16 protein-coding genes are annotated in these 12,908 nt (G+C 53.1%); 1 reads left to right on the forward strand and 15 read right to left on the reverse strand.

Annotation, left to right across the window (positions count from 1 at the left end; genetic code table 11):
* Positions 1-88: 88 nt before the first annotated feature.
* From ytfJ to B5F35_RS10895, 5 genes are read right to left on the reverse strand one after another with little or no spacing between them, the layout of a single operon-like run.
* A complete protein-coding gene (gene ytfJ, locus B5F35_RS10875; RefSeq protein ID WP_087240867.1) occupies positions 89-529 on the reverse strand; it encodes a GerW family sporulation protein in 441 nt (146 codons plus the stop codon).
* 28 nt (positions 530-557) lie between these two features.
* Positions 558-1,223, reverse strand: a complete 666-nt coding sequence (locus B5F35_RS10880) for a DUF2953 domain-containing protein (protein WP_087240869.1) — start codon at positions 1,221-1,223, stop codon at positions 558-560.
* Between the two features lie 23 nt (positions 1,224-1,246).
* Positions 1,247-1,807 (reverse strand): SMC-Scp complex subunit ScpB, encoded by a 561-nt coding sequence (gene scpB, locus B5F35_RS10885; RefSeq protein WP_087240871.1) that lies wholly within the window; start codon positions 1,805-1,807, stop codon positions 1,247-1,249.
* Entirely contained in the window at positions 1,777-2,514 is a 738-nt protein-coding gene (locus tag B5F35_RS10890; RefSeq protein WP_087240873.1) for a segregation and condensation protein A, read from the reverse strand. The genes scpB and B5F35_RS10890 overlap by 31 nt, the downstream gene beginning before the upstream one ends.
* Positions 2,515-2,526: 12 nt before the next feature.
* Complete coding sequence (locus tag B5F35_RS10895) at positions 2,527-3,225, reverse strand: site-2 protease family protein (RefSeq protein WP_164488522.1); 699 nt, start codon at positions 3,223-3,225, stop codon at positions 2,527-2,529.
* 254 nt (positions 3,226-3,479) lie between these two features.
* Between B5F35_RS10895 and rpmB the strand changes: the two genes are divergently transcribed.
* Positions 3,480-3,668 carry a 50S ribosomal protein L28 gene (rpmB, locus tag B5F35_RS10900; RefSeq protein WP_087240876.1) on the forward strand — a complete coding sequence of 63 codons (189 nt, stop codon included), beginning with the start codon at positions 3,480-3,482 and terminating at the stop codon, positions 3,666-3,668.
* Positions 3,669-3,800: 132 nt separating this feature from the next.
* Here the strand turns inward: rpmB and plsY are convergent, their stop codons facing one another.
* From plsY to hisH, 10 genes are all read right to left on the reverse strand, one after another.
* On the reverse strand, positions 3,801-4,526 hold the full coding sequence (plsY, locus tag B5F35_RS10905; protein ID WP_087240877.1) for a glycerol-3-phosphate 1-O-acyltransferase PlsY: 726 nt from the start codon (positions 4,524-4,526) through the stop codon (positions 3,801-3,803).
* A 23-nt stretch (positions 4,527-4,549) separates the two neighbouring features.
* Entirely contained in the window at positions 4,550-5,881 is a 1,332-nt protein-coding gene (gene der, locus B5F35_RS10910) for a ribosome biogenesis GTPase Der (RefSeq protein ID WP_087240879.1), read from the reverse strand.
* 6 nt (positions 5,882-5,887) lie between these two features.
* Positions 5,888-7,192: a DUF512 domain-containing protein gene (locus tag B5F35_RS10915; RefSeq protein ID WP_087240881.1), complete on the reverse strand. Its 1,305-nt coding sequence runs from the start codon at positions 7,190-7,192 to the stop codon at positions 5,888-5,890.
* Between the two features lie 96 nt (positions 7,193-7,288).
* On the reverse strand, positions 7,289-7,471 hold the full coding sequence (gene rpmF, locus B5F35_RS10920) for a 50S ribosomal protein L32 (RefSeq protein WP_087240883.1): 183 nt from the start codon (positions 7,469-7,471) through the stop codon (positions 7,289-7,291).
* Between the two features lie 26 nt (positions 7,472-7,497).
* On the reverse strand, positions 7,498-7,992 hold the full coding sequence (locus B5F35_RS10925) for a YceD family protein (RefSeq protein WP_087240885.1): 495 nt from the start codon (positions 7,990-7,992) through the stop codon (positions 7,498-7,500).
* Between the two features lie 133 nt (positions 7,993-8,125).
* Entirely contained in the window at positions 8,126-8,542 is a 417-nt protein-coding gene (locus B5F35_RS10930) for a hypothetical protein (RefSeq protein WP_087240887.1), read from the reverse strand.
* Positions 8,543-8,598: 56 nt separating this feature from the next.
* A complete protein-coding gene (locus tag B5F35_RS10935) occupies positions 8,599-9,939 on the reverse strand; it encodes a glucose-6-phosphate isomerase (protein WP_087240890.1) in 1,341 nt (446 codons plus the stop codon).
* A 161-nt stretch (positions 9,940-10,100) separates the two neighbouring features.
* Positions 10,101-11,246: a D-alanyl-D-alanine carboxypeptidase family protein gene (locus tag B5F35_RS10940; RefSeq protein WP_087240892.1), complete on the reverse strand. Its 1,146-nt coding sequence runs from the start codon at positions 11,244-11,246 to the stop codon at positions 10,101-10,103.
* A 63-nt stretch (positions 11,247-11,309) separates the two neighbouring features.
* Positions 11,310-12,068: an imidazole glycerol phosphate synthase subunit HisF gene (gene hisF, locus B5F35_RS10945; RefSeq protein ID WP_087240894.1), complete on the reverse strand. Its 759-nt coding sequence runs from the start codon at positions 12,066-12,068 to the stop codon at positions 11,310-11,312.
* Between the two features lie 14 nt (positions 12,069-12,082).
* Positions 12,083-12,691: an imidazole glycerol phosphate synthase subunit HisH gene (gene hisH, locus B5F35_RS10950; protein WP_087240896.1), complete on the reverse strand. Its 609-nt coding sequence runs from the start codon at positions 12,689-12,691 to the stop codon at positions 12,083-12,085.
* Positions 12,692-12,908: the final 217 nt, after the last annotated feature.

A 12,908-nucleotide genomic window follows, 5' to 3' on the forward strand; every position in this document is an offset into this window, starting at 1 on the left:
CACCGAAACAGCAAATTATTTTTTTGATCATTTTCCATCACCTGCCGATATATGGATATGCGGCAGAGAGATAGATTATCCCGGTATCTCAGACCTGCGGATCCTCAAGGGTCACATCCTTCTCAGGCTCTTTTTCCAGCTTTTCCTGTTTTTCCGCTTTGCGGGCGGCAAAAAATTCGTTAATTTTATCGGCCACTTCAGGAATCATGCCGATTACCCGATCCGCAGAGCTGTTATAGGGATCGATTTGCAGCAAGCGAACATTTCCGCCGCTGATCGTCAGAAAGCCCAAGGGTGTGACCGTCACTCCGGCCCCTGCTCCGCCTCCGAAATACTCCTTCTCCGGGTGTGCCTTCGAGGGCAAATCGGAGCCGCCGGACGCAAAGCCATAGCTGATTTTGGAAATCGGGATAATCACCGTACCGTCCGGCGTGGTGACGGGATCGCCCATCACCGTGTTGACATCCACCATTTGGCGGATTTTTTCCAAAGTTGTTTCCATCATGCCTTCAATCGGATGTTCGCTCATACCTTTGTCCAGCCTTTCTTTCGATGTGTTATGATTTCGCCCCAGAGGGCGTAGTCTCTGCTTTTTTGTTTTTATCCGCCGCCTGGAACCTCTGCCACAGCTTTGCTGCGCGGATCGCGGCACTCACTGCTTCCCAAAGCAGGAAAAACAGGGGAATTCCTGCCCTAAAGCGCAGGCAGGCCCGCGGCTTATTCTGCTGAAACTCCGGAACAATACTGATTCCGAAGCGACGGCACCGGCAAACCTGCATCAAAACACCGGCCGCCGGATATCCCACAGCACAGGCGTTCGCATACTGTACGGCGGTTTCCGCCGCATCCTCCGACGCAATCTCCAAAAGCAGATCAAACTCCCGGATCGTCACATGAGAAAAAAAGCGTTTCAAGACGGAAGCCGCCAGCTTAGAGGCTTCCACCAGGAGGTTCAGGACGGTCCCCGGATCCTTCCCTTTCAGTATCTCCCGAATCCCCTGCTTTTTTTCATCTTTTTGGGATTTCTTCCCCGTGTCTTTCTTTTTTTCCGTGTGCGGTTTTTCCTTTTTTCCGGAAGGTTTCTCTTTTGGAGGGAAAACGCGAAAACGAAGGAACAGATAGCGCACTGTAACCGCCCATTCGTTCTCATAGAGAACCTTGACTGTCACAGGGCTTGCAAGGAGCAGGGCCAAAACCAGCACAATCCCCGCTGCTATCAGCACACTATCTTCCCCCTTTCGCCGTTCTACACGTCTGCGTTCGCTTTGTCTTCTGTTTCACTTCCGCTGTCCTGCGGTTCATCCGGGAGAGGCGGAAGCTCATCCAGAGAAGAGATATGCAGACAGCGCAGAAAATTCTCTGTTGTTCCATAGAGCAAAGGCCGGCCCGGCAGTTCCAGGCGGCCGCGCTCCTCAATCAGCCCCTTGGCCGCAAGCGTGGCCATGACACCGCCGCAGTCTACACCGCGCACCTGATCCACAAAAGCCTTCGTCACCGGTTGGTTGTATGCCACAACCGCCAGAACCTCCATGGCCGCTTGGGAAAGCGGTGTATTTCTGTGCAGTTCCAAAGCGCTCCGCACCTGATCGGCAAACTGCGGCGCACTGCACATCTGATAAGAGGTATCCATTTTCACAATCCGGATCCCACTGGATGGCTTCTCATATCGCTCCATCAGGGTTTGAAGTGCCTTGCGCGTGGTTTCCGCATCAATGGAAAGAACTTCTGAAAAGCGGCTCTCCGGCACAGGCTCCCCGCTGGCAAACAAAATCGCTTCTATGGCTCCCTGAATTTTTCGGATTTCCAATCTTCTCTCGTTCCTCTCATCTGAACTGTCTCATTTCCAAAGGCTCCATCTATTTGCACCCGATGTGCTTTGACAAGCTCCAGCACCGCCAGAAAGGTAGCCACCTGCTCGGAACGCTCCGTTTTCCCCTCAAACAGGCTATAGTAAGAAAGCCTGTCCCCCTTCCACAGTTTACGCAGAACAGAGACAATCTGAGAAGAAACTGAGACGATCCGATGCGCCACGATACCTGCAAACGCACTGGGCGTGGGAAGCAGACGCCGTTTCCCTCTGCCTGTCGCGTTCAGGTATGCCCGCAAAAGCTCCTGCGGATCATGCGAACGGCGGTACGTGCGATCCCGCTCCCTCTCCTCCGGGGGACGGACAAAGCTGTCAAAGGAAAGCTGCTCGCCCAGCCGGGCTGCCATCTCCTTACAAGCCTGATATTCCAACAGCCTGCCAACCAGCTCCTGCTGGATTTCCTCCGCCTCCTCATGCTTGGGAAGAAGAGACGCGGATTTCATCTCGATCAGCCGGGCCGCCATTTCCAGGAATTCGCTGGAAACGTCCATATCCCGCTCCCGCATGGCATTGACCTGTTCCACATACTGATCCACAATCGCCAGAATGGAAATGTCGCAGATATTCAGTTTGTTTTTGGCCAACAGCTGAAGAAGCAAATCCAGAGGGCCGTCAAAGGCCTCCAAATGATAGGACAGCGCTTGCAAAGAATTCCCCCTTTACAGAAGCCCCAATGCACGGAACGGCGTGGAAGCAAGCGATATCACCGCGTTCCACAGATGGCCGTGCAGGAAGGAGAGAACCGGATCCAACACCCCGGTAAAAAGCAGCACAAATAAAACCAAAACCACATACCGCTCATAGCGGTAATACTGATAGACCATCCGGTTCGGCAAAAAGGCGGCAACCAGCCGGGAGCCGTCAAGCGGAGGGGCCGGAAGAAGGTTGAAAACCGCCAACATCAGATTGATGGAAATATAGTAGTAGAAAAAGACGCTCAGCACCGAAAGCGCCTGCACGGGAATGAACGGCAGGCAGAGCAAAAGATAATACACCACAGTTCCCACAAAACCCGCAAGGATATTGCTCACCGGCCCGGCCAGCGCTGTCAGCGCCATGTCACGCTTCGGATTGCGGAAATACCTCGGGTTGACGGGAACAGGCTTAGCCCAGCCAATCCCAAACAGCAGAAGGCCAAGCGTTCCCACCTTGTCGATACTCGCCAACGGGTTGAGCGTCAAACGGCCGCTCTGCTTCGCGGTGGGATCTCCAAGCTTATAGGCAATCAGCCCATGGGCATATTCATGCAGCGGGAGAATCAGAAAAATAACGGCCACTGTCGCGAGAAGCTGCATCACCAGGCTGGGAAAGTCGACCCCTTCCCCCCGCATGATGCCGCGGATTGCATCAATCAGCATACAAGCACCTTTCCATTCGCAAGGCAGAAAATCTTCCTGCTTTTGCCGAATTATTCTTTCCTCTTGATGATTTATTTATTATAATATAGTCAGGATCCAAAAACAAGTGATTTCCTTGATTCCTCCCCCCTTCCAGCTGCATATACAAAGAAAACTGTAAAAAGATCGAAAAAACTCTTGCTTTTCTCTTAAAAAGCTGATAAAATACGAATGTTGTATTTCTAAATGATATCGTCCTCAAAGGAGGTGCAGACATGGCAAAGTGTGAAATTTGTGGCAAGGATGTTTCCTTTGGCATCCAGGTGTCCCATTCCCATAGACGTACAAACAGAACCTGGAAACCGAACATCAAACGCGTGAAGGCGATCGTGAACGGCACTCCGAAGCGCGTTTACGCCTGCACCCGCTGCTTGCGTTCCGGCAAGGTCAACCGTGCTGTCTAAGAGTTGGCAGACGCAACCCTATGAAAGATGAGGATCTCTGAGGAAACTCGGAGATCCTTTTTCTTTTGGTATGGATAGTACAGAAAAAACGGATCCGGCGAGTGAACCGCGCGGATCCGTTTTTCTATCCCGTCAATTCTTCTTTTTTACGGTAATCTTTTTTTCCTCCCCCGCAAGCAGACGCTGGATATTGGAGCGGTGCTTGTAAATGAGGATTCCTGCTTGCAGCAGCGCGATGATCACCGTGCTGACCACATAAAGCATCGAGGTGGGCCCGGCAGCGGAGCTTTGATGCTGATAGTCCACAAAGTAATTGAAAATCAGCGTGAACACTGGAAACGAAGCGGCGGCGCAGATCGAAGCAAGGGAGACGATCCGGCTGAAAAGGAACACGATGATAAATACCACAATCACCATCACAAACGCGCGCCAGTCAATCAAAGCGATGATCGCCCAGCTGGTCAGAACGCCTTTGCCGCCTTTGAAGCCGAAAAAGATCGGGAAAATATGTCCCATCGCACAGCAAAAGCCGGCGATGTATGCGCCATACTGAATCAGTTCCCCGGAGCCAATCCCCTCAATCGAGGTGAATGTCGTCATATAGGCAAACAGCTGGCGGCCGATAAAAACGGACAGAATGCCTTTTGCAAAATCAAAAATGAAGGTACAGATGGCGGCCTTCGGGCCGACGGAGCGGAGAACGTTGGTAGCACCCGCATTTCCGCTTCCCATGGTTCGGATATCCTGCTTATGCGAAAAAAGCTTTGTGAAAATGATGGAGAAGCTGATGCTTCCCAGCAAATACGCGATTACGCCTGTTAACACACCATACAACAGAACATTCAACAAATCAAACACCCAGCCCTTCCTGTAATGAAAATTTACTTGGAATTTTCCCCGCGCTCACGGATGACAAAGCGGATGGGGGTTCCTTCCATGCCAAACGTCTCCCGGATTCGGTTTTCCAAATACCGCTGATAGGAAAAATGGAACAGCTCTTCCGAGTTGACAAAGAACACAAACGTAGGGGGACGCACCGAAGCCTGCGTCATGTAGTAAATTTTCAGGCGCTTTCCCTTATCAGTCGGCGGCTGAACACGGGCGGTCGCCTGTGCCAGCACATCGTTCAGCATACCGGTGGAAATGCGCATAGAGTTGGAATTTGCCGCCAGCTTGATCAGCTCAAACAGGCGATCAATACGCTGGCCTGTTTTGACGGAGAGAAAGACAATCGGCGCATAGGGCATGAAGGAAAAATCTACCTCCAGCTTTTTGCGGTACTCCTGCATAGTCTTATCATCCTTGGCCACGGCATCCCATTTGTTTACCGCAATGACGCAGCCCTTTCCCGCTTCGTGCGCCAGGCCTGCCACCTTGGAATCCTGATCCGTAAAGCCCACCGCAGCGTCGATCATGATCACGCAGACGTCGGCTCTTTCGATTGCCATTTGAGCCCGCAGGACACTGTAACGCTCGATGGAATCCTCCACCTTGTTCTTTCTCCGCAAACCAGCGGTGTCGATGAAGGTGAATTTTCCGAAGCTGTTTTCAATCGCCGTGTCAATCGCATCGCGCGTGGTTCCCGCGATATCGGAAACAATGCAGCGTTCCTCTCCGGAAATCCGGTTGATAAGGGAGCTTTTTCCGACATTCGGCTTACCGATCACGGCAACACGGATTTCCTCTCCCTCCGTCTCTTCCCCTTCGTCCTGCTGCGGCAGATATTCAAACACACGGTCAAGCAAGTCGCCTGTCCCGTGGCCATGCACAGAGGAAACAGCAACCGGATCACCCAGGCCGAGGTTATAGAATTCATAAAACTCCGCGGGCGGTTCACCGATCGTATCGCACTTATTGACGCAGAGCACAACAGGACGGCCGCTTCGGAGGAGCATCGCGGCAATCTCCTTGTCCGTTGCCACCACGCCGGTGCGCAGGTCTGTGACAAGGATAATCACATCCGCCGCGTCAATGGCAAGCTGGGCCTGCGTGCGCATCTGCGCCAAAATCACGTCGTTTGTCTTTGGCTCGATTCCTCCCGTATCCACAAGAGAAAACGTCCGGCTGCACCATTCGCACTGACCGTAAATCCGATCTCGCGTCACACCTGGCGTATCGTCCACGATGGAAACGCGGGAGCCGACCAGCTTATTGAACAGGGTCGACTTTCCCACATTCGGGCGGCCGACAATCGCCACAACTGGCTTCGCCATTGCGCATCACTCCCTCAGTATCAATTTCAGCAGCTCCCCGCCGTCATCCGGGACAACGGACACCGGGACGCCCAGTTCTCGTTCCAAATCCTTCAGGGATACATTGTCCAGGAACAGATCGCCCTCATGCCGCAGCATGGTATCAGGAACGAGAAGCCTTCCTCCCAGCTCTTTCCCTTGAAGCTGTTTGAGGATATCTCCACCCGTCACCAGACCGGCCACATTGATGCTTTCCCCGAAGAAATCATTTCGGATCGCCGCTACCTTACAAGTTAAATTATGGCATTTTCTTCGCAGTCCGTCAAGAAGCTCTTCCAAAAAGGGCGCAAAAGAGACGCCTGTAACCAACGTCCCGCTGTGCGTTTCTGCATCGCTGGAGACGTCCTCCAGCGCAAAGAGAAATTCTTCACGGAAATTCGCGATCAATCCCACACCGTTTTCCAGCTGATCAAACGCGCCGTAGAAGGCGGCGTCCGGGATCGGAAGCCCCGCTTTCAGATAAAATTCATCCGCGGCATAGCAGATCCGCTCCCCATGCTGCTTCTGCATCTGCTCTCCCCAGCGTTCCGCTGTGCGCACAACCTCGAGCGCTGTTTCCGCCGTATATGGGGTGAGAGGCGTTAATCCTTCGCGGAATTTCGTCACGCCAAGCGGGACAAGGGCAATACTCTGTACCGATGGATAAAGAGGAAGCAGATCGCGGAGCGTCCGCTCCAGCTCCTCCCCATCGTTCCAGCCGTGGCACAGAACAAGCTGACAATTCAGCTTGATCCCCGCTTCCGCAAACTGGTACAGATAGCGCAGGCAATCTCCTGCAAAACGGTTTCCCATCATCCGGCACCGAAGCTCCGGGTTTGTCGTGTGCACCGAAATATTGATGGGGCTGATCTTCATTTTGATGATGCGATCCGCTTCCCGCTGGCTCAGATTCGTCAGCGTGATATAGTTTCCAAACAGAAAGGAAAGCCGGGAATCGTCATCCTTGAAGTAAAGGCTTTCCCGCATCCCGGAGGGAAGCTGATCAATAAAGCAGAACACGCACTTGTTCCAGCAGGAGCGCTGCCGATCCATCAGATAAGTCTCAAATTGCAGGCCGATGGACTCATACTGGCCCTTGCGCAGCTTGATCTCCCGGGCCGCGCCCTGTGCATCCCGCAGAAGCAGCAGCACTTCCTTTTCCGTCTCGTAAAAACGATAATCCAGAATATCACAGATCTCATTTCCATTGATGGAGCAGAGAGTTTCGCCCGGCAAGATCCCGGCATGTTCTGCCGGACTATCATGATCCACGGAAAAAATGGTGACGGACATGGAATCCCTCCTTACCTGTAAATGTCAGAAGCAGGAAGCAGACAAAAAAATAGAGAAGGATCTCTCCTTCTCCATTTTTCGCATAGAAAAGAAAGCTTACGCTTCCTTCTTAATGACTTCCCTGCCGTTATAGTAGCCGCAAGCGCCGCAGACTCTGTGAGGAGCCTTCAGCTCACCGCACTTCGGGCATCTGGCAAGAGCCGGAGCGCTCAGCTTCCAGACATTGGAGCGTCTTTTATTCTGTCTTGCACTGGATGTTTTTCTCTTTGGTACCGCCATCGTCAGCACCTCCTTATAAACTGGAACTAATCTATCAGTTTTCTAAGAACCTCCAGACGAGGATCTATCTGATGCAGATTGCAGCCGCAAGGCCCCTCATTCAGGTTTTTCCCACAGGAAGGACAAAGGCCCTTGCACTCTTCCCGGCATAAAAACTTGTAAGGAAGCTCCAGCAGAATATCCGAACGGAGAAGCTCGTCCAGATCCAGCGTGTGTTCCTCATCCACCTGTATGCTGTCATCATCCTTCTCTTCCTGAGAGTCGGAGAGCAGATGGGAAAACCGGTAATGATACCGCCGTTTTACAGAAGCCGTGCATCGGTCGCATGGAGCCTCATAATCAAAGGAAACCTCCGCCTCCAGCTGAACAGAGCCATAGGAAGCTGTGGCTACCCCCTCCACCGCAACAGGAGAGACAAAGGGGAAAATACCGTTCCATTCCGTTTCCGAGAGATCCATCTCACAGGAAAACGGAAGGCGATCCGATTCCCCGGAAAACAGGCTTTTTAAATCAAGCAGCATATCCATACCTCAGCGCTACATTTAAACATTATATCGGGTTGAAAATCGTTTGTCAAGAGAGATCTTTACAAAATATTGAACAAAAAGACGCTGCCGGAGTGGTTCTCCGGCAGCAGTCATGGTGCATCAGACCTCAGACATTCTCCGCAAGGGAGTCCATGCCCTCCGGCAGCTCGGAAGCGTCGGCGGAAACCAAAAGCGTAATTTTGACATTGGAGCTCTCAGCCAGCATGTTCAGCTTCTCCGCAAAGCTCTTGAACACGTTCATATCCTGGCCGATAATCTTCAGGGTGGAATCAATGAAAATGTCGGTCACATCATAGTCGCCCGCGCAGATGCCGCTGACAAAGCCGAAGAAAGCGTCCGCACCAGCTACTTTATAAGCGTCCGTATCAATGAGACGGGCTTCATGGGGAAGATCATACGTCAGTTTGGAACCCTTTTCGATGACGATCACGTTGCCGTTTGTGCTCTTCACAGCCTGGCTGGCGCGCTCAATCAGCTTCTTTGTCTTTCCAGATCCCTTTTTGCCAACAATCAGTGTAATCATTTGGAAACTCCCCTTTTTATTTATTTCCGCAGTAAATACGGAGGGTTTTTCTAGTCTTATTTGCCGAGACGCTTTTCCAGGGCTTCCTTCTCGGACTCATACCCGGGCTTACCAAGCAGGGCAAACATGTTTTTCTTGTAGCTCTCCACACCCGGCTGATCGAACGGATTGACACCCATCAGATATCCGGAAATGGCACAGGCCTTCTCAAAGAAATAGATCAGATAGCCCAGCGTCTGCTCCGAGAAATCGGGAGCACGCAGGACAATATTCGGGACACCGCCGTCGGTGTGCGCCAGAACCGTACCCTCAAATGCTTTTTCGTTGATGTAGGCCATGGATTTTCCTTCCAGGAAATTCAGGCCGTCCACATTCTCCGGATCGTTGCCGATGAAAATGTCCTTCTTCGCCTTGTCAAACAGCACAACCGTCTCAAAGAGCGAACGGCGGCCCTGCTGGATATACTGGCCCATGGAATGCAGGTCCGTGGAAAACACAACGGAAGCCGGGAACAGGCCCTTGTTGTCCTTGCCCTCGCTCTCGCCGAAGAGCTGTTTCCACCACTCGTTCATCATTGTAAAGCAGGGCTCATAGCTGACGAGGATCTCCGTCTCCTTACCCTTGCGGTACAGGATGTTGCGTGCCGCAGCATAACGATAGCAATCGTTCTGCTCCAGATCCGGGTTGGCAAGCTCCTTCTGCGCCTGCTGCGCACCCGCCATCAGCGCGTCGATGTCTGCACCCGCCACAGCGATGGGAAGCAGTCCCACAGCGGTGAGAACGGAATAACGGCCGCCAACGTCGTCCGGAACCACGAACGTCTCATAGCCCTCCTTGGTGGCAAGCTGCTTGAGCGTTCCCTTGGCCTTATCCGTCGTGCAGTAAATACGCTTTCTGGCCTCTTCCTTACCGTATTTTTTCTCCAGCAGCTCACGCAGAACGCGGAATGCAATCGCGGGCTCCGTCGTCGTGCCGGATTTGGAAATCATGTTGATGGATACATCGCGTCCCTCGCAAATCTCCACCAGCTCCGCCAGAGACGAGGAGCTGATGCTGTTGCCCGCGAAATAAATATCCGGGGTCTCCTTCTTCATGGCATTGTAATTGGGAGATTTCAGGAACTCGATCGCCGCGCGGGCGCCCAGATAAGAGCCGCCGATGCCGATTACGATAAACACATCGGTGTCGGACTGAATCTTCTTCGCCGCCGCTTTGATGCGGGCGAACTCTTCCTTATCATAGTCTGTCGGCAGAGTAACCCAGCCGATAAAATCATTTCCCAGACCGGTTCCGTTATGCAGGGTATCGTGCGCGAGCTTCACCTGCGGCGCGATCGCCTGGAACTCGTTATCGTTCAAAAAGCCGGAGAGGTGTTTCACGTCCACCTTCATCGCCATATTCATTCCTCCTAATCTTTGCTTGGGACTTCATTCCCCTGAAAGCGAAAACCGGTTCTCCCAACCGCTTCGCTGAGGGTATCTTCATTTTACAATAAATCAGGCATGTTTGCAAGGAATTGGACTACAATTTATAAATTTTTCATTTCCGTAAGAAAAAATTAAAAGGAAACGACGGCACGGAGAAGAGAAAGCCAGGCGGAAGAAAAGGTCAAAGCCTCCACGGACGATACTGCGCGGATCTGCGATCGGGCCAGGACCTCTCCGTCAAGCACACACGTCACCTCGCCCACAGCCTGCCCCTGCTCCACCGGCGCCGTCAGACTTTCCTCCATCACAGCTTCACACACCACTTCTCCCTCGCGCCCTTTTGGCACGACCACACCGGTCAGGGGATCCGCCTCCACTGCCACTGTGCTCTGCATTCCCTTCTCCACAGCGACCGGCGCCAAGGCGTCAGGAGAGAGAGAAGGAGCAGTCAGCGCCCAGCCGGAAAAACCGGCGTCCAGCAGTGAGGCCGCGGAAGAAAAACGCTCCTCCGTACTGGCGCAGCCAAGCACTACCGCAACAAGAGCCATCCCGTCACGCTCTGCTGTGGCCGCCATACAGCTGCCCGCCTTTCCTGTCGTGCCGGTTTTCAGGCCGGTAATGCCGGAATAGCTTTTCAGGAGTTTGTTGGTGTTGACAAGCTGTGTTTTTCCTCCGCGCAGTTCGTCCATCCAAACCTGCGTATAGTCAAAAATTTTTTCGTGCTGTATCAGAGCGCGCGACATAAGAGCGATATCGTAAGCCGTTGTCACATGGCCATCTTCGTCCAGGCCATTGCAATTTTTAAAGACCGTATCCTTCATTCCCAGCTCTGCGGCACGCTCGTTCATTCTTTGGACAAACGCTTCCTCGCTGCCGGAGACATACTCAGCCAATGCGACCGCTGCGTCGTTGGCGCTCACAATCACCGTCGCTTTGAGAAGATCATCCACACTCATGGTTTCTCCCGGTTCCAGCCAGATATCGGAGCCTCCCATGGAGGAAGCATGTTCGCTGGCGCTTACCATATCCTCCAGATGGATCCGGCCCTCATCAAGTGCCTCCATTACCAGCAGGAGCGTCATCACCTTGGTAATCGACGCACAGGGGCGCTGTTCATGCGCGTTTTTCTCGAACAGCACCTTCCCGGTGGACGCTTCCATCAAAACGGCGGACGGAGCAGGCAGCTCCTCGGCGGAAAGCGCTGTCACTTTTGTGGAAAGCGTCATCAGCGCAGTCACCGCCGCCAGAAAACAGGCCGCTATCCTTCTTCCCTTCATTTCCGACACCTCCTAAATGCTACATAGGTATGCGGATAGAAAAGGAAAAAGACCGGGCTCTCTTTACCGGCGGACCGGGATCCCCTTCCCAGCCAGATATTCCTTCAGCTGCGGGATCGTAATCTCCCCAAAATGGAACAGCGAAGCTGCCAGAACAGCATCCGCCTTTCCCTTCGTAAAAGCGTCGGCAAAATGCTCCATGTTTCCCGCGCCTCCGGATGCGATGACAGGAATCCCAACACGCTCAGAAACCGCCGCTGTCAGTTCCAAATCATAACCCGATTTCTGGCCGTCGCAGTCCATACTGGTCAGAAGGATCTCCCCCGCTCCGCGCCGCTCGGCTTCCACCGCCCATTCCAGCGCGTCGCGCCCTGTGTCGATACGGCCGCCGTTCAGATACATGGTCCAGCCGCCTTCCGGCCTGCGCTTGGCGTCAATGGCGCACACCACACACTGACTGCCAAACTTGTTGGCTGCCTCCGTCAGCAATGCAGGATTTTTCAGCGCGGCGGAATTGACAGACACCTTGTCCGCGCCCGCGCGGAGCAATGCCGTAAAATCGTCGACGGAACGGATCCCTCCTCCGACGGTAAACGGAATAAAAATCTGCTGCGCCACACGGGAAACAATATCGATCATTGTTCCGCGCGCCTGATGGGAAGCTACAATATCCAGAAGAACCAGCTCGTCCGCCCCCTGCTGATCATAAGCGGCGGCGGCTTCCACCGGATCTCCCGCGTCCCTCAGATTGACAAAGCTCATCCCCTTTACCACGCGGCCATCCTTGACATCAAGGCAGGGAATAATACGTTTTGCATACATATTCGTTTCCTCCTTTACAGCATCGCGGCAAAATTTTTCAGCATCGCAAGGCCCGTTTTTCCGCTCTTTTCCGGATGGAACTGAACCGCGTGCAAGGATCCCCGGCAAACCGAAGCATCAATCACAACGCCGTATTCCGTCTGAGCGGAAACAATGGACGGATCGCTTGCATGCAGATAATAGGAGTGGACGAAATAGACATAGGGCTCCTCCTCAAGCCCCTGAAACAGGCCGCCACGCTGCCGCAGCGCAAGGGAGTTCCAGCCGATATGGGGAATTTTCAGCCCCTTTTCGCCGGGAATACGCGCAATGGTTCCCTTCAGAATACCCAGGCCCGGCACGCCGGGGGATTCCTCGCTCCCCTCAAACAAAAGCTGCATGCCCAGGCAAATTCCCAGAAATGGCCTATTGGAGGCAACAAAATCACGGATAGGCTGAACCATTCCCACCGATTCCAACGCCTGCATGGAGTCTCCAAAGGCTCCCACGCCCGGCAGAATCGCCGCCTCCGCGTTAAGAAGCACCTGCGGATCGGAAGTCACCTGCGTTGGAACACCGAGATAATCAAATGCTTTTCTGACACTTTGCAGATTTCCCGCACCATAGTCGATGATTGCTATCATGTGGCTCTCCCCTTCTTCCCGCTTTTGGGGTTTCTCATGCCCGCACGGGATCAAGAATATATTTATATTATCATGCTTCGCCGTTCTTGGCAATGCAAAGGGGAACGGCCCGGAATTTCGGATCTTGACTTATGCTTATCGCAGAGCTATTATTATAAATTGTGCCGTATCAACAGCACCACTAAACAAACGTCCGGATGCCGCCAAAACAGCGGTG

It is taken from the genome of Anaeromassilibacillus sp. An200, assembly GCF_002160025.1.
Lineage (GTDB): Bacteria > Bacillota > Clostridia > Oscillospirales > Acutalibacteraceae > Caccousia > Caccousia stercoris.